The 18,038-nt window shown below is 38.7% G+C and carries 14 protein-coding genes; 8 read left to right on the top strand and 6 right to left on the bottom strand.

The annotated features are described in order from the left end of the window. Positions 1 to 99: 99 nt before the first annotated feature. On the top strand, positions 100 to 1,254 hold the full coding sequence (locus tag AAC073_RS14500; protein ID WP_339924501.1) for a sialidase family protein: 1,155 nt from the start codon (positions 100 to 102) through the stop codon (positions 1,252 to 1,254). Between the two features lie 152 nt (positions 1,255 to 1,406). On the opposite strand, the gene AAC073_RS14495 is transcribed toward AAC073_RS14500, so the two are convergent. Together AAC073_RS14495 and AAC073_RS14490 are read right to left on the bottom strand one after the other, a co-directional pair. Beyond that, positions 1,407 to 2,552 carry a lactonase family protein gene (locus tag AAC073_RS14495; protein WP_339924500.1) on the bottom strand — a complete coding sequence of 382 codons (1,146 nt, stop codon included), beginning with the start codon at positions 2,550 to 2,552 and terminating at the stop codon, positions 1,407 to 1,409. A 95-nt stretch (positions 2,553 to 2,647) separates the two neighbouring features. Further along, complete coding sequence (locus AAC073_RS14490; RefSeq protein ID WP_339924499.1) at positions 2,648 to 4,492, bottom strand: alkaline phosphatase; 1,845 nt, start codon at positions 4,490 to 4,492, stop codon at positions 2,648 to 2,650. Positions 4,493 to 4,741: 249 nt separating this feature from the next. On the opposite strand from AAC073_RS14490, the gene AAC073_RS14485 reads away from it, so the two are divergent. The 5 genes from AAC073_RS14485 (at position 4,742) to AAC073_RS14465 (ending at position 10,155) form a co-directional block, all read left to right on the top strand. Further along, positions 4,742 to 5,020, top strand: a complete 279-nt coding sequence (locus tag AAC073_RS14485; protein WP_339924498.1) for a YtxH domain-containing protein — start codon at positions 4,742 to 4,744, stop codon at positions 5,018 to 5,020. Between the two features lie 65 nt (positions 5,021 to 5,085). Beyond that, positions 5,086 to 5,808: an SDR family oxidoreductase gene (locus tag AAC073_RS14480; RefSeq protein WP_339924497.1), complete on the top strand. Its 723-nt coding sequence runs from the start codon at positions 5,086 to 5,088 to the stop codon at positions 5,806 to 5,808. A gap of 400 nt (positions 5,809 to 6,208) precedes the next feature. Beyond that, complete coding sequence (locus tag AAC073_RS14475) at positions 6,209 to 7,249, top strand: Gfo/Idh/MocA family oxidoreductase (protein ID WP_339924496.1); 1,041 nt, start codon at positions 6,209 to 6,211, stop codon at positions 7,247 to 7,249. 16 nt (positions 7,250 to 7,265) lie between these two features. Beyond that, positions 7,266 to 8,609, top strand: coding sequence for a Gfo/Idh/MocA family oxidoreductase (locus AAC073_RS14470; RefSeq protein ID WP_339924495.1), 1,344 nt, complete (start codon positions 7,266 to 7,268; stop codon positions 8,607 to 8,609). A gap of 79 nt (positions 8,610 to 8,688) precedes the next feature. Further along, on the top strand, positions 8,689 to 10,155 hold the full coding sequence (locus tag AAC073_RS14465) for a sodium:solute symporter family protein (protein ID WP_339924494.1): 1,467 nt from the start codon (positions 8,689 to 8,691) through the stop codon (positions 10,153 to 10,155). A 135-nt stretch (positions 10,156 to 10,290) separates the two neighbouring features. Here AAC073_RS14465 and AAC073_RS14460 read toward each other — a convergent pair whose 3' ends face one another. After that, entirely contained in the window at positions 10,291 to 11,130 is an 840-nt protein-coding gene (locus AAC073_RS14460; RefSeq protein WP_339924493.1) for a sugar phosphate isomerase/epimerase, read from the bottom strand. A gap of 203 nt (positions 11,131 to 11,333) precedes the next feature. Between AAC073_RS14460 and AAC073_RS14455 the strand changes: the two genes are divergently transcribed. Next, positions 11,334 to 12,131, top strand: coding sequence for a glycerophosphodiester phosphodiesterase family protein (locus AAC073_RS14455; protein ID WP_339924492.1), 798 nt, complete (start codon positions 11,334 to 11,336; stop codon positions 12,129 to 12,131). A 15-nt stretch (positions 12,132 to 12,146) separates the two neighbouring features. Here AAC073_RS14455 and AAC073_RS14450 read toward each other — a convergent pair whose 3' ends face one another. Further along, positions 12,147 to 13,550: a sulfatase gene (locus tag AAC073_RS14450; protein WP_339924491.1), complete on the bottom strand. Its 1,404-nt coding sequence runs from the start codon at positions 13,548 to 13,550 to the stop codon at positions 12,147 to 12,149. 502 nt (positions 13,551 to 14,052) lie between these two features. Between AAC073_RS14450 and AAC073_RS14445 the strand changes: the two genes are divergently transcribed. After that, on the top strand, positions 14,053 to 14,682 hold the full coding sequence (locus AAC073_RS14445; protein ID WP_339924490.1) for a DUF4412 domain-containing protein: 630 nt from the start codon (positions 14,053 to 14,055) through the stop codon (positions 14,680 to 14,682). Between the two features lie 234 nt (positions 14,683 to 14,916). On the opposite strand, the gene AAC073_RS14440 is transcribed toward AAC073_RS14445, so the two are convergent. Together AAC073_RS14440 and AAC073_RS14435 are read right to left on the bottom strand one after the other, a co-directional pair. Then, positions 14,917 to 15,339, bottom strand: a complete 423-nt coding sequence (locus AAC073_RS14440) for a response regulator (RefSeq protein WP_339924489.1) — start codon at positions 15,337 to 15,339, stop codon at positions 14,917 to 14,919. A gap of 1,580 nt (positions 15,340 to 16,919) precedes the next feature. Continuing rightward, entirely contained in the window at positions 16,920 to 17,933 is a 1,014-nt protein-coding gene (locus tag AAC073_RS14435) for a LacI family DNA-binding transcriptional regulator (RefSeq protein ID WP_339924488.1), read from the bottom strand. Positions 17,934 to 18,038 lie beyond the last annotated feature (105 nt).

Raw genomic sequence — 18,038 nt, 5'->3', positions numbered from 1 at the left:
AATTAATAATTAACAATTAATAATTAACAATTAATAATTAACAATTAATAATTAACAATTAATAATTAATAATTAACCATTAACAATTACCTACCCCCAATGATCAATTTTCTTATAACGCTAATCTCTTTTTATTTCGCCAGTGCTCAATTAGAAAAGAATGAAACGATAAATAAACCTACAGAGCAAGACCTCTTCATTGCAGGCGAAGGTGGTTACCATACCTATCGCATTCCTTCGCTTCTTATAGCGGCAGACGGTTCTGTTTTGGCTTTTGTTGAGGGGAGAAATTCGGGGAGTTCTGATACTGGAGACATAGATGTCTTAATGAAAAAATCTACAGATGGAGGGCGCACATGGTCTGAACAAACCGTTTTATGGGACAAAGACGAAAGTGTATGTGGTAACCCTAACCCTGTGCTAGATGAAATTACTGGAGACATCCATTTATTGCTCACATGGAATAGAGGGGATGATCATGAAGGAGATATAATTACTAAAAAAAGCAAAGATACGCGAAGGGTATTTGTGATGAAATCCACTGACAATGGCGAAAGTTGGTCCGAATCCAAAGACATTACTGAAACCACCAAGGATCCGTCTTGGGGATGGTATGCTACTGGTCCAGGTGTAGGTATCCAAATTAAGTATGGCCCCAATAAAGGGCGTTTGGTGATCCCTGCCAATCACAGTTATGATGACCCAAATGGGGGTGTAAGAGGAGGACCTTTTGAATATGGATCTCATGTTATTTTTAGTGATGACCATGGGACAACCTGGGAACTTGGAGGTTCGATCTCACCCAAAATGAACGAAAGCCAGCTAATAGAAATGGCAGATGGAAATGGTACCCTATTAATGAACATGCGGTCTTATTTCGGTAAAAATAGAAGGGCACTGTCAGTTAGCAGGGATGGTGGTATTTCTTGGTCCCATCCAGTGGAAGCCTCTACTTTAGTTGAGCCGGTTTGTCAGGCAGCTTTTTTGAGGTATTCTTGGCCTAACGATCGGACTGGAGACCTGGTTTTATTTTCCAATCCGGCAAGCACAAAAAGAGAGAACATGACCATTAAGTTAAGTAGGGACAGCGGCAGGACCTGGGCTGCCTCTAAATTACTCCATTCAGGCCCATCTGCCTATTCAGCTTTGGCAGCTTTGCCCAATGGCGAATTTCTTTGCTTGTATGAAAAAGGGGAAGAGAATGCCTATGAAAAGATAGTGTTGGCACGTATGTCTTTGGACAACTTGCGATAAAAAGAGTTAAAAAACAAAACCCCTCTTCGCCTAATGGCATTGAGGGGTTTTGTTTTTTTAACCTGAATTTAATGGGTTTAATTGGTAAAATTAGTTGGCTAACATCCATCAATGCCAATTTTTACGGCTTTGTGGACATTAATAAATTAAAATTACTCTATAAACAATTGTTCGATAAATACTGGTCTTGGAATTTCGATGTTTTTACCGGTCGCTGTAAGCATTCCAGTTTTGTGGTCTATATTAAAAATGGCTAGGTTGTCTGTTTCCATATTGGCTACAAATACCAGCGTACCTTTCTCATCCACTTTAAAATTTCTAGGGTGTTTGCCACCTGCAGGTACATGCCCTTGTGTTTCCAGCAAACCTGTTTCTGGATCTACTTTGTACACGACTAAATTGTCCTGTCCTCGATTACTTGCATATAGCCATCGGCCATCCATAGAAAAATGAATATCAGCACCCGCGTTATAGTCACTATGTAGTTTGTCATTTAGCATGTTAATCCTATCAATAGGGCTTAAGTCACCATTGGTCTCATCCAATATGTATACACTTATTGTATTGCTCAACTCCTCTAGAGAGTAGGCAAATGGAAGGCTAGGATGGAATACGAAATGCCTGGGGCCTGCACCTGGAGTTGTTTTAACAATCACTGGGCTTTCGTCCACCGTACCATTGGTCTTTTTAACCTTGTATTTTAATATCTGATCAATTCCTAAATCCGAGGCATATACCCATTGACCATCTTTTGATGGAATCATGGCATGCATATGGGCGGTTGTTTGGTTGGCATGAACGCTTTTACCTGTATGTTGAATAAAAGAAGCCGCTTCACTTAGCCCTCCATTTTCTAAGATCTTAAATGTGGACAAATTACCACCCTTATAATGAGACAGAAACACCACATTTCCTGAGGGGTCTACACTAATATGGCAAGGACTCGCACCTACAGAGGACACTTCATTGATCTTGGTCAGTTTGCCCGTATCCGGAGCAATAGCATAAGCGATTACCGTTCCTGCTTCATCTTTGGCATCTTTACCTTCCCTATAGGCAGCATATAAAAACTTCTTGTTAGGATGCAAGGCCAAAAAGGTGGGGCTTTCTTTGTCATGGATGGTTTGGACAGTAGTGGTAGTCAGGTTTTTTCTGTCAAATTCCAATACATAAATGCCTTCACTATTGTTTTGGCTATAGGTGCCAACGTAAATGATTTCTTTGGATTTTTGGGCCATAAGGGAGATAGGGGAACACATTAAAATATACAACAATATGAAAGGTATCTGTTTTACCATTCTGGTAAAGAGCAAGTTTCCAGTTTTATAAATCATAGCTGAATATAAGGCTAAAACATCAATTGGTAACCTTAAGCGTAATAAAAAACAAATAATTACTTAAAACTTGGTTTTAATGCTTCGTATATTTTGTCAAATACGGCAGTGTTTTCATAAATTCCTCGAAAAAGATCAGACTGAGGTCCGTAAGCAAAAATCGGTACCATGATGGCAGTATGGTCTTCAGTGGAGAATTCAAGTTCTACGCTTCGAGCATTTAGATTGCCTTGTGGGAGGGTGATTCCTCCAGTTTCATGATCAGCAGTGATGATTATCAACGTCCGTCCATTTTGGTCAGCAAACCGAAGGGCTTCAGCGATCGCTTGGTCAAAATCAATCCCTTCTTCGATTACCGTCTGGCTATCATTTATATGTCCTCCTGAATCAATAAAAGCAGCTTCTACCATTAAGAAAAAAGGTTTATTTTTCCTTTCCAAAAATTGCAAACTGGCTAGAGTAGCATCTCTCAGGTAGCCTTGGCGGCCATTCATCACTTTAGGTAGTTCATCATCCGAAGCAAAATAACCTACCTTATCGGAATCACTTGCTGCTAGCTGATCCAATGAAGCAGTAAGTTCGAACCCCGCACTGGATAAATTCACAGTTTCATTTACTTCATAGCTTGTGAAGTCGTTTTTGCCCCCTCCAATGAATAGGTTTAAAGGGCTTTTGGCCAGGTCACTGGCAATTTCTTTGGTCATGTCCCTTTCTGTCCTATGTGCATAAAATGACCCTGGAGTGGCTCCTGTTAATTTATCAGTGGTAACAATGCCCGTTATAAAACCCTGGCTATCCAAAACCTCAGGTAGGTTTTTTGCTGGACTTCCATCAGGAAGTGCTCCCACACTTCTGTTTTTCACTTTATTTCCTGTAGCCAAGGCTGTCCCCGCTGCCGCAGAGTCTGTTGTGAAATCGTCTGCAGCTTGTGTTTTGATCAATCCAATATTTTTAAGCTGTGTCAACGTCAACTGATTGCCATTGCCATACATGGCGGCAGAAATTTGTGCCAGGCCGTTTCCATCACCAATAAGTAGAATTACGTTATCAACAGGGCCGCTGATTCCATCTCTTTCAAAGGTAGGTTTGTAGATTTTGCTTAGGTCTGGTGTTTGATAATAGCGGTCATTTAGGTTGCTCAAATAGGCATTTGCTGCGTAAGGATGGTCTGTATTGATAAAATCTACTCCTAATTCATACAAAGCTTTCCAAGACGTTTTACTGTCTGGAGTAGCCCAAAAGCGGAAAGGTTTTTCCATACCATGTACAAGGTCCAGTACTGATTTAATTTTGTTAAGGTCCTCGTCTACAAGCCGGCCTTTTCCATTCCATTGGGAAAAATTTTTGAAGCTTAAACTGAAAAGTTCAATTTTCTCCATTGGGAGATTTTCAGTGTCTTGAATACTTTGGTAATCAAAAAATATTGGAAAAGGATATTTAGGATAATCTTCCACCTTTGGCCTGTTTCCTGAAATAACTATTTTCACAAATGGATTTTCCTGATCTTCCCAAAGGATGCCATAGGGTTTAATGGCTTCCATTACTTTATCTAAAGTAGAATAGGCTTCGGTTTTAATGTCCACTAGAAGGAGGATTGGATTTAATTTGCCCAACCCAAGTTTTTTGGCTTTTAGCATCGGATCCAAATAAAGGGAGGTAAGGGTTTGCCCATCTTTTATACTTTCCTTCTCATGTGCAACATATAAAGTACTGCCTTGAAGTATTACATCTGCTTCTATTGATGCAGCGTCGTTGGCATACGCTTCCCAAAAAGGGGCATTTTGAAGATAATCATTATGGCTGTGGATTTTTGCTTGCTGGCCAATACTTGCCAGTGGAACTGAAAATATTAAAACAGTGCCTATTAAGGCCATTAAAACTTTCTTTTGCTTTTTCGAACGCATCTTAAAGGGATTTTAAAAATTTAGCCTAAATTATAGTTAATGAACCGGAATAAGGATTAAAATCAGCTTTATTTTTAGGTTTGGGTGCGTTTTTGGTCTTTAAGATATGTTCATGAATTTTATTTTCTTGAATTCTTCAATTTTTTTATTAAATCTTCACTTTGGTATAGAACTTGTATTGTATCACCCATAGCATCTTAATTTAAGGTGTTAAGCTTTTAAATTTTAAACCACAATTAAAAAGACATTATGAAATCAGCGAAAATAATTTTAGGGACATTGGCAGGACTTGCGATAGGGGTACAAATTGGATTGTTGGTTGCTCCTGAGAAAGGTAAAACAACTAGAAAAAAACTATCCCAAAAAGGGGAAGGTTATTTGAAAGATATCAATGGACAATTTGACCATTTTGTAAAAGGAATGAACGAAAAGTTGGACAAAATGAATAAAAATATAGCTTCTGTAGCCGAGGAAACAAGGGCTAAAGGAAAAAATTTGATCGCAGAAGCGAAAGATAAAACCAAGTAATTTTTTTTATTGTTATAAGGCCAATGGTTAACATTGGCCTTTTTTTTTATCAAAATTTTAAAAACATGGAACTACAGAATACAACAGCCCTAATTACGGGTGGTAATACAGGAATTGGATTTGGCATTGCACAGGCATTGGTAGCCGAAGGTGTAAACGTAGCCATTACCAGTCGGTCCTTAGGACGGGCGGAAGAGGCTGCAGAAAAAATCCGTAAAATGGAGGCATCTAAAGGGAAAATAAAGGCCTTTGAAATGGATGTCAAGGATTATAGCGCTCAGAAAAATGTAGTAGCTCAAGTACTCAAGGAATGGGGGAAATTGGACTATTTTATTGCCAATGCAGGTGTCGGTCATTTTGCACCCGTAGAAGATTTAAGTGTAGAGCAGTGGCAAGATACTATTGACACCAACTTAACCGGGGTGTTTTATGGTATCAAAGCTTCTGTTGATGCTTTGAAAGCAACAAAAGGTTTCTTTTTAACGATATCAAGTTTAGCCGGCACAAACTTTTTTGCTAATGGATCTGCATACAATGCGAGTAAATTTGGATTGACCGGCTTTACTCAGGCGGTGATGCTGGATTTAAGGCAATACGGTGTAAGGGTAAGTACGATTATGCCAGGATCCGTAGCTACGGGCTTTAACGACCACGAAGTGGATGAGAAGGATGCCTGGAAAATCCAAAAAGAAGACTTAGGGGAATTGGTAGTAGGGTTATTCAAACTTGATGCTAGAACGCTTCCAAGTAAAATTGAGGTTAGACCCTCTCAACCGCCAAATAAATAGACCATTGAACCCGTCAAGGTTCAATACAGTTTTGGAACAAATTGGATGGACAATAGTTTCAAATGATTTTTAGTTTCTAATCATAAAAAAATACCAGCTATCATTCTTAAATGGCTGGTATTTTTTATTGTCAATATATTTTAGTTCCGTTCATGAAATAATGCTGAATATTCCGTGATAAAAAAATACATGGTAAAATGTTGATTTTTAGTGTTTTAAAACCTCATTTAGCAATGTCGAAGAGACTTTTTTATTTGCGGATAGTCGTTAAAATGCATTTCATGTAAAATCAATCTCAACCTTTTTAAATTTTTTAGTAAATTGTTTGATTAGATTTTAATCTTTCACTTTAAAATCGCAAAATAAGTCAACAAGTTATTTTAAGTATTACTAACAATTTATGGACACATTGATTAAACGAAGAGATTTTATGGGTAAAGCGGCTGTGGCGGGACTAGGCCTTGGGTTGGCCTCGTCTACCCTTTCATTTGGCACCCCATCTGTTAAACGGAAAAAAAGTGTTGGTATAATAGGACTTGATACCTCCCACAGTATTGCGTTTGCCAAAGCCTTTAATGCTTCTGATGCTGGATCAGATTTGGGTGGTTATAAAGTTGTTGCTGCTTATCCTCATGGCAGTAAAGATATTGAAACATCGGTAGAAAGAATTCCGGGGTATATAGAAGAAATTAAGAAGCTAGGTGTAGAAATCGTAGATTCAATCGCTGCCCTTCTTGAAAAAGTGGATGTTATTTTATTGGAAACCAATGATGGTAGACTTCACCTTGAACAAGCATTGGAAGTTTTCAAATCAGGTAAGACCGTATTTATTGATAAACCGATAGCGGCTTCTTTGCCAGATGCCATTGCCATATTTGCTGCGGCCAAAAAATACAATGTGCCGGTTTTCTCTAGTAGTTCTTTAAGGTATATGGAGAATGCAATAAAAGTTAGAAATGGTGAAATCGGTGAGGTTTATGGTGCAGACGCATTTAGTCCTGCAAAATACGAAGTTACCCACCCGGATCTATTTTGGTATGGAATCCATGGTGTGGAAACACTCTATAGCTTAATGGGAGCTGGTTGTAAAACGGTCCAAAGGACTTATACCGAAGGAGCAGATGTAGTAGTCGGAACCTGGGAAGGTGGAAAAATCGGAACCTTCAGAGGAACCAGGTCAGGTAAAGGTGGCTACGGAGGAAAAGCTTTCGGTGAAACGGGTATAATGGACATGGGAGGGTATGGTGGCTATCGCCCTTTATTGGTAGAAATAGCCAAATTCTTCGATTCAGGAACATCACCTATTAGCGAAGAGGAAACCATAGAAATTTTCGCTTTTATGCAGGCTGCAGATGAGAGCAAAAAAATGAATGGTAGAGCGGTTTCCCTAGATGCTGTTTTGGCGAAAGGAAAAAGAGATGCCCAAAAAATTAAAATTTAAATAATTACCTTTTAATATGAAAAATAGTAGAAGAACTTTTGTGAAAAAGGCCATTGCTGGAGCAACTTTTGCGACAGTAGGAGGGATGTTACCTGGCATGACAGCTAAAAGCTACGGAAAGATTATTGGTGCAAATGATCGTATCAATGTAGCAAGTATGGGAGTAGTAAGTAGGGGCCATGCTGTTGGAACCAACTTTGCGAGTCAAAAGCAGTGTGATGTAATCTATAGCTGCGATGTGGACATAAGAGCTGCCGAAAAATTCGCTGGATCTGTTAATGACATTCAAGGCAGAAGACCAAAAATCGAAAAGGACTTAAGAAAGGTTCTTGAAGACAAGGATGTGGATGCTTTGATAGTAACTGCTCCTGATCACTGGCATGCACCAGCAGCTATTTTGGGCCTAAAAGCAGGCAAACATGTGTATGTTGAAAAACCTTGTGCACACAATCCTCATGAAGGAGAATTGCTTATGCAGGCACAGAAGAAATACAATAAAGTAGTTCAGGTGGGTAACCAAAGACGTTCCTGGCCAAATGTAATCAAAGGTATTGAAGAGCTTCACAACGGAGTTATCGGAAAACCTTATATGGCAAAAACCTGGTACGCTAACAACAGAGCGCCCATCGGTAACGGTAAGCAAGTCCCAGTTCCTGAATGGTTGGACTTTGAATTATGGCAGGGGCCGGCGCCAAGAGAGGCCTATAGAGACAATATAATCCACTACAACTGGCATTGGTTTTGGAACTGGGGAACTGGTGAAGCATTAAATAATGGTACCCATATGGTGGATCTTGCGCGTTGGGGATTACAAGTAGAATACCCTAATAAAGTAAACTCTTCAGGTGGAAGATACAGGTATGAGGACGATTGGCAAACGCCAGATACACAAGTTATCAATATGGAATTTGACAACAAATCCATGATCACCTGGGAAGGCAGAAGTTGTAACGGTAAGAAAATTGAAAGTGGAAATGTAGGAACTTTGTTTTATGGCGAAGAAGGAAGCCTATTGATCGAAGGAGGAAATTCCTATAAGATTTTCAACCTTAAGGATGAATTGGTAAAAGACGTGAAAAATGATCAGGTAATCGACCCTACCAATACCTCAAATCCAGCGCAAGCTTTGGATGCACTTCACATTCAAAACTTCTTTGACGGAATCACCAATGGAATAGAAGTAAGGTCTGAAATCGTAGGTGCTCACCAAAGTACCTTGCTATTGCAGTTGGGTAATATTTCTCAACGTATCGGAAGAACCTTACATGTAGATTCTTCTAATGGAAATATAAAATACGATCCAAAAGCAATGGAGCTTTGGAAAAGGGAATATGAGCCGGGTTGGGAGCCAACCGTTTAATTCTGGTATTTATTCAAACAGTAAGGCCGAACCATTTTGGTTTGGCCTTTTTGCCAATTAATCATCAAAATTTTCTTACATGGAATTAAGTACCATTGACCTGATCGTAATCGGGGTGTTCTTTTTATTGATGCTTCTCATAGGCGTATGGTCCTATTTTAGAAACAATGATGCTGAGGACTATTTTGTAGCAGGAGGGAAACTCCCCTGGTGGCTATCTGGGATATCTCACCACGTGTCAGGTTATAGTGGAGCCGTATTTGTGGCCTATGCAGGATTAGCTTATACTCATGGGTTTTCATTGTACATCTGGTGGGCCCTGGGAATTGGTTTATCAGTCGTCATTTCAGCCAAGATTTTCCCAGTTTATTGGGTACGTTTGAGAAAAAGATTTAAAATCCAATCTCCTCTAGAGTTTCTTGCTACTCGCTATAATCTGGCCACCCAGCAATTAATGGCATGGAGTGGCGTCATCCTCAAATTATTTGATATTGGGGCAAAGTGGGCTGCCATAGCTATTTTATTAAATGTATTTACCGGAATATCTTTGACCTATGGTATTTTAATTTCAGGAGGTATATCTTTGCTTTACATTACCTTTGGAGGCTTGTGGGCAGTAATTATCACCGATTTTGCCCAGTTTATTGTTCAGATCATAGCAGGCCTTGTTATGTTTTACGTGGTAATCGAGAAATTAGGAGGCATTGAAAGTGTATTTACCGTATGGGACCAGTTACCAGATGGTAATGGAGATGCCTTCAATGAACCTTATACCGTTGGTTTTGCACTCTTGTTCCTGTTTATCAATTTCCTATCTTACAATGGTGGGCAGTGGAATTTGGCTACCAGATACATTTCTTCACCTTCAGAACAAGAAGCTACAAAAGCGGCGAGATTATCTGGTATTTTATACATTATCTGGCCATTGATATTGTTTTTCCCAATGTGGGCTGCTCCAGTGATTCTTCCAGGCCTGGAAGATCCAACACAGTCATATGGGATTTTGACCATGGAATTACTGCCTGTAGGGCTTATAGGCTTGGTAATCGCATCACTATTTGCCAACACCATGTCCATGACTTCTTCTGATATAAATACGATATCTGCTGTAATTACCAGAGACATACTCCCTGCACTTAATAAAAAATTCCGAGATGGAAGAACATCCTTATTGACTGCAAGGATTACCACATTCCTTTTTACCCTAGGAACCATCCTTGTCGCCCTTCAGTTTGAGAAATTTGGCGGCGTTTTAGGATTAATCATTAGCTGGTTTGGTGCCTTAGTTGGGCCAATTGCGGTACCAATGTTATTTGGCTTGATCCCCTGGTTTAAATCTTGTGGACCTAAAGCAGCTATTGGTTCTATTTTGGTTGGTCTTGTGGCTTTTGTGATTACCAAAAATGTGGATGTAGGAAACCTGGCACTTGAAATAGGTCTACCAGTAATTTGCTCTACCATCACTTACATATTGGTTGGCTTTATCGAGCGAGACAATGTGCCTGATAAGGTCAAGCAAATGCTTGAGGACGTTTCTCACGAGTAGAAACAAAAGGTTTAGGTTATTTTAAAAAAAAATTCGGGCCACTATGAAAAAGTGTCCCGAATTTTTTTGAGTAAGTGGTCACCTAAAGTAGGATTAACCTATTATAAATTCCGATCATGACGAAATTTATAATACCTACAACTGCGCTGCCACCCTTTTGAAGTAGGCAATGCTTTCTTCCACATCGGGAAGGTTGTTCTCCCAGTTGTGTTCGTATTCTGCAGAAAATGCCCCTTCAAAACCTTGTCTATGCAATTCATGAAGCACGCCTGCCACATTACTATTGCCTGTTCCCCATGGTAGGTCATGTGCATCCCTGACACCAAACTTGTTCAAATCCTTTATGTGAAGGCTGATAACTCTTCCTTCCAATTGTCTAAGACATTCCACAGGATTGAGGCCTGACCTTACCCAGTGTCCAATATCCGCGCAAACGCCCATTAATTCCGATCTACCTTCCAGCGACCTTGCGGCTACTTCAGGATGCCAATAGTAGGAGGGTACAGGATGGTTGTGTAAGGCAAGTTTGATTTGGTATTCCTCACAAAGCTTTTCTATTTGATCAAATTGATTGGGCTTTGCTTCTGAGGTGAGTATGCCTATGCCTAATTCTTTGGCAAAATCAAATAATTTGGGCAAGTCCTCATCACTGGCGTTAACTACCCCATAGCCCACAGGCTCTATATCATATTGTTTCAATAGGGCTTTGATTTTTGCTTTTCCTTCAGCAGTTATGCTTTTGAAATCAGTGGTTTCATTGCCGGATTTACTGATTTTTTGACCAGGATACATTTCTACATATTTCACCCCTATACTGTTAAGTTTTTCAAGGGTTTCCTCAAGCGAAAAAAGTCTGAATGTGTAAGCTTGACTGCCGACTTTCCATCCTTTAGGCATCCCATCCTGAGCCTGTACATGGAAGGAGAGCATCAGGATGAAAGAAAATAAGACTAATTTGAATGATTTATTGTTCATAAGACGATAGGTTTGGTTTGCTTTTAAATATTATTTATCAAAACTAAGTGTTTTTAATGGAAGAATGAAATAAGAAATCAATGGTCAGTTATTCTGCCAAGCTCATTAAGAATTAATGTTTAATTAATTAAAAGTGAACCAGGCAATAGGAAGCAAATCTGTATATTTGACCTTGTTTTATATTGATTTAATATTCTTAAAGCATGAGGGTAAACCTTATTTTTCAGTTTGTTTTTCTGAACCTATTCTGTTTTCAATTGTCTGGCTGGAGCCAAACGCCTAAGGTCCGAAATGGTTTTAATTTAATTGCTCACAGGGGAGGAATCGTAAACAATCAAATCCCTGAAAACAATTTGAAGGCCTTAAATGAGGCAATCAATCGGGGGTATTATATGGTGGAGGTGGATGTGAGGTTGACTAAAGATGGGGTGTTAATTACGCATCACGACAAAGACTTTAAAAGGTATTATGGGGAAGACCGGCTCGTAACAGAAATGACCTGGGAGGAAATCCGAGAACTTACGGGAGATTTTGGGCAAAAGGTCTTGAAGTTGGAAATGGTTTTGTCTCACTGTGCCGGCAAAATTCAAGTGATGGTGGACAATAAAATCAATGGGTTTGAAAAAGAGGCTTTCGATGAAATCATCAACTTGCTTGATCGGTATGAATTAAGGGGAGAAGCGTTAATGATAGGTACAGAGGCATCGACTGAATATTTTACGGGTAAAATAAAACTTAGTTGCTCCATTGGACAATTGAAAGCAAATGCCAAAAGAAAGGATTTTAGCCCCGATCACTATTACCTGTTTTCCAGTGCAATTCCTTCAGCTGATTTTAACTGGGCAAAAAAGCATGAGGTGATGGTCGTGGGAGCGATTAATACATGGGCTTATGAACACAAAAGGATCAAAATTACTCCTGAAGAAACCATAAACAACCTCAAGACGGTGGGGGTCACCTGTTTTCAAATCGATTCTGTATTTGAAGCATTTTTTAATTGATAGAATTCTAATTTATTATTTCGCCTTAAAATCAGGGTTTAAAGTTTTAGGAATGGGAGCATTTGTATTGTCCTGCAGATTTTCCATCAGGGTTAAAAGTTCCTTGGCTTTTTCCGGTTTTTCATACACCAGGTTATTGCTTTCTGAAACGTCTTCCTTTAGGTTGTAAAGTTCTAAATCATTGTTTTCAAAATAATGGATAAGCTTCCAATCACCATACCGCACAGCTGAGCCTGGCCGAGTTCTAAATACCGGGTCTTGGCTCTCCTCATTTCCTCCCTCTAGGTAAACAGGGAAGTGCCAGAAAAGAGGCCTTTCCGGTAAATGCTGATTTTCTGTAAGCAAAGAGAGTAAACTTAGGCCATCTAGGTTCTTGCTTTCCGGTTTAGTGATCCCTGTCAATTCCATAAGGGTTGGAAAGATATCAAGGTTTGTAATTGGCACCTCGGATACCTGTCTGGGATTAATTCTACCAGGCCAGACTGCAAAAGAGGGAACCCTAATACCTCCTTCATAATAAGCACCTTTACCTGCCCTTAATGGCCTTTGTTTGGTCACCTTAAATAATCCTCCATTGTCAGTAATGAAAAAGATAAATGTGTTTTCAAACAACTGCTTTTCATGCAATAAATCAATTAACCGCCCAATGTTGCGGTCCAAATTTTCTACCATGGTAGCATATTCTGCATTGTCTTGCTCATTTGAAGGTGATTTACCAAGGTACTTGTTTAGCAATCCGGTCACAGGTTGGATAGGTGTATGTACTGCGTAAGGGGAATAATTAAGAAAAAAGGGTTGCTTTTGGTTGCCGGCTATAAAATCCAGTGTTTTGTCCATCACCAAGTCGGTCAGGTACTCATCGCTTGTAGATTGAATACTAGGCACATTTCGATAAGGAGGGTAATAGCTTCCGGGGTTTCCTGCATCAGATCCTCCAATGTTTACATCAAATCCTCTGGACAAAGGATCCTTGCTGATGTGCCATTTTCCAGCATGGCAGGTGGCATATCCATTTTGTTGCAATAATTCAGAGAAAAGCAGGTGATGGTCCGCGATGGTTTCATTATTGACTACAGGTACAAGCTTGCGGTTTTCGGTTTTACCTCTATCCGAATTGGCCACCGTATAAACGCCATGTCGGGGGGTATTTTCACCACTCATCATGCAGGCCCTGCTGGGTGCGCAATTGGCCGCTGCAGCATAGGCTTGATTGAATATCATCCCTTTAGAGGCCAATAGGTCAAGGTTTGGGGTTTCATAGAACTCACTACCCATAAAGCCGGTATCTCTCCAGCCCATGTCATCGACATTGATTAAAATGATATTGGGTAAGGTTTTTTCTGAGGGTACTTTTTGATATCCAGAAACTTGCAATGAAATGAATAGCAAAAAGCAGGATAAGGTCAGTTCCTTTGTCATTTGGATAGGTTTACTTTTTAGGAAGAATAGGTTTAAGTCTACTAAAGTTGCTAAAAGAAGTTAAAAATGGGTAAAATGACTGATTTTCTAACAAGCCGGCATACCTTTTCTTTTAACTTAGAGTTAAAGTTAGATCAAGGTGTAAATTTTAGTAGTTATGATTTCTTTACAAATTTAATGGAAGGATAGTTAAATAATCGCATAAGTTCTTAATTGAATAAGGCAACTAAGGGATTTTCAAAATTCCTCCTAGGAATTGGGTTTTATCGTTATTGATATTGGGTAATTCTATCTATCTTGTAAAGAGATGATTAGTTTACCGTGATCTAAATGATCTTATTGTAAAATTAATAAAACCTGGTATCCGAGGAATGCTTTCCTAATATTATATAGTATCAAAAGAAAATAAAACTAAACCAAGCCTACAAAATACGGTTATATTGTGCAATAAAACTGCGCCTATAGAAACCTTATGCACAATTAAATTAATACAAAAGCAACAATGAAAAAATTATTTGCAATTACGATCTTGACACTTGTATTAACATCCTTCACTTCTGACAAAGAAACTTTTGTAGGAAAAATTCTTTACAAATATTCGTTCACAGACTTAAAGGGTAACGACATCACAGACCAATTAGTACCTTATTTTGGTCGAGAGCAACACTACTTCATCGACAACTGGAATTACAAAGCGTATGATGAAAAAAATTCGTGGATGCAACTATACAATAGTGAAACAAATAGTTACTATTATTTTAATAAGGACAATACCGCTCAAAAACATGACGGTTCGACACAAACTTCACAAAAATTTACAGTAACTAAACTTGATAAAAAGGAAAAAATTGCGGGTTACGACTGTGAATCCATTCAGGTGGAGACAGACAATGCCACCACAATATATTACTTCAACAAGACCATCAAGACCGACCGTAAGAATTTTATTGAACATGAATTCGGTGAATGGAATAAATATTTAGAAGCGACTGAAGGAGCCTTAAGCTTGAAGTTTGTAATGACTGATCATAAAAATGGTTTCATCTGGACAAGTGTTGCGACCGAAGTATCAAAACAAAAATTGACATCAAGCGACTTTGTATTTCCGGCAGACATCAAACTAAAAGATTAACTGTGTATTACATCACCTTGGATACAGCGGGTGTACCCGATTAAATATTAAAATTTTTATCTTTAAGGAGAGTGAGCCAACGATGAAGCCTCGAAAAGCAAATTACAATGCGAAAGACAGGTAATTACGGTTGTAGCTGTGACATGTGTGGCGGGGATCAGGTAGCTACTGGCTACACCCCATCTGGGGTAAAGTTGACAGTGCCTGTCCCTCTTCCGGAAAACGCATTCATAATTATGCGTTGGGATGTTTGCAATGCATCCAATATTCAAAGATATTTTTTAAAAGTTTCTTTAATTCATCATAATTACTACCTTTTACAAAAAAGCCCTGGATTGTTAAGTTAAGGTAGGCTTCATCTATATTTTTTTGGCTTGCTGCTGTTGAGAAAAAAACAAATGGAATACTTTTTTTTCGTAGCTCGGGTGTTGCATCTATTTCACGCTTAAATTCTAAGCCGTTTTTTCCTGGCATATTAATATCTGAGAAAATTAAAAACATCTTGTCCGATGTCGTACTTAAGTACTTATAAGCACTTTCGGCCTCAGCAAACCATTCGATCTTATTTTGAATATTTAGATCGCGAACTATCGATTCAAAAATCTCTACATCGTCTCTGTCATCCTCTACGATAACAATTGTTCCTGATTTTGACATAATAATATTTAACTATTTATAATTTACGGATTATTCCGCAAAAGTAGACCACCATTCCGCGGCAAAGTATACCAAGGTTTGATCCTGACATATTGATACTTAATTTTTTTTACCCTAAAAGCAAAAGATAAATTTACTTTAATTTTTTGTTTCTCCAAGACGCTCCTTTACGATCTGTTCTATCTGCTTTAGCTGACCGTGTCAATGGTTGCAACGGACAGGGAAGTTTCATTGATGGAATCATACGACCTACCTAAATGAAGTTGGGAGGTGAATATTATTGGCGGTTCGTAATGACATTCTTCTAAATATCCTACAATGGAAAAACCAGATAAAGAAGTGGAAAAGGATTATTTCCGGCTTTTTAGGGTAGGGTTGATGGTTGTTGAGTAGATGGGATCAATTAGAAAATTTGAACAGATCTCGCAAAGCCGCGAAGCCGCAGAGAAAATGTTTATTGCCATTAACTAAAAATAAACCCAATAATACCTGATAAAGAATAAGTATTAAAAATTATCCATACCCACTTTGCGCCTTAGCGAGCAAATAAATAGGGATGGATTCGTTTTTAGGAATGAATTTCTCGCAGAGCCGCAAAGTCGCAAAGGATTTATTATTTGTCCCAAACTAAAAATAAACCTAAAACTAACTGATTCAGCACAATGGTATTCTCTCAATCTTCTTAGCGTCTTAGCGCCTTAGCGAGCAAATAAAAAGGAATGGATTCGTATTTAGGAAAGAGTTGCACGCAGAGCCGCGAAGTCGCAAAGAACATTTTTATCCCCTAACTAAAATAAAACTTAATACTAACTGGTTAAAGACAAAGGTTTAAAAAAAACTATCCTTACCCCTTAGCGTCTTAGCGCCTTAGCGAGCAAATATTTAGGAATACAATCGTATTCTGGAAAGAATTTCACGCAGAGTCGCAAAGTCGCAAAGGATTTATTATTTGTCCCAAACTAAAAATAAACCTAAAACTAACTGATTCAGCACAATGGTATTCTCTCAATCCTCTTAGCGTCTCTGCGCCTTAGCGAGCAAATAAAAAGGAATGGATTCTTATTTAGGAAAGAATTGCACGCAGAGCCGCGGAGTCGCAAAGAACCTTTATAATCCCCTAACTAAAATAAAACTTAATACTAACTGTTTAAAGACAAAGGTTTAAAAAAAAACTATCCTTACCCCTTAGCGTCTTTGCGCCTTAGCGAGCAAATATTTAGGAATACAATCGTTTTCTGGAAAGAATTGCACGCAGAGCCGCGGAGTCGCAAAGAACCTTTATAATCCCCTAACTAAAATAAAACTTAATACTAACTGTTTAAAGACAAAGGTTTAAAAAAAAACTATCCTTACCCCTTAGCGTCTTTGCGCCTTAGCGAGCAAATATTTAGGAATACAATCGTTTTCTGGAAAGAATTGCACGCAGAGTCGCAGAGTCGCAAAGGATTTATTATTCGTCCCAAACTAAAAATAAACCTAAAACTAACTGATTCAAGGCACAGGTATTCAAAGGAATTACCTCTATCTCCTCTTAGCGTCTCTGCGCCTTAGCGAGAAAAAAATAAACGCAAATGCATTGCTCAGGTGCTCTCCCTAATAATAAGTTTTGGCATTATTATTTCTGTCCTTTTGATGCAGTACTCACCTGACAATTTTATCTCCTCCAGAATTATGTTAGCCGCCAGCTCTCCCATTTCAAAAGAGGGTTGGGACATGGTGCTGATAGATGGACTTATAAAACGACTGGTTTCATCATCTCCAAATCCGGCAACCGATAGTTCTTCAGGAATCTTTATACCAAAATTATGGGCAGCATGTATGGTACCAATGGCCAGAATATCGGCAAAACAAAGGATTCCATCTGGTTTTACAGGCAATTTCCAAAGTTTTTCCAATGCCTGCCCTGCTTGCTCATACCTAAAATCTTCAACTTCTATCACATACTCCTGCTTAAAGAGCAAACCTGCTTCTTGCAACGCTTTTTTATAACCCATTAATCTATCTCTGCAAACCATTAAAGAAATCGGACCGCAGATATAGGCTATATTTCTTCTTCCTTTATCTATTAAATGTTTTGTGATGGTGTAAGCACCATTTTTATCATCTGTACTTACTTTAGAAGCCTTTAGGTTTTCACTGGTTCTTTCGAGCATAACTACAGAAATGCCTCTTTCAATCACCTGCTGCACATGTATAAAGTCTTTGGTCTGCTTGGAGAATGCAATAATAATCCCGTCGACACGACTATTGGCCAGGGTTTCCACAATCTCGACTTCTTTGGTGAATAATTCCCCTGATTGAAAAATCATCACTTTATAGCCTTCTTTATAGGCGATGTTTTCAATCCCGGAAATAGAATTGGACCAAAAATACCTGTTGATGGTAGGAACGACCACACCGATTATTTTAGATTTTTTACTGCTAAGACTACTCGCTAGTAGGTTTGGGTGGTAATCCATTGCTTTGGCCATCTCCAGGACCGCCATTTTGGTTTCCTTCTTTATTTCAGTAGAACCTCTCAAGGCTCTGGACACTGTGGCAACAGAGATGTTTAACTTAAGCGCTATATCTTTTATCGTAATTGGTTTTGACATGCATTACTGGGTTTACTTATTTAAAGTCAAATCACCTAACTAAATAATTAATTATATGTTTTCTAAGAAAAGGCCAATTTATGATTTTTCAATAAAAGTAAGGTT

It is taken from the genome of uncultured Cyclobacterium sp. (assembly GCF_963977555.1).
GTDB lineage: Bacteria > Bacteroidota > Bacteroidia > Cytophagales > Cyclobacteriaceae > Cyclobacterium.
This window is presented reverse-complemented; position numbering and strand designations above follow the sequence as displayed.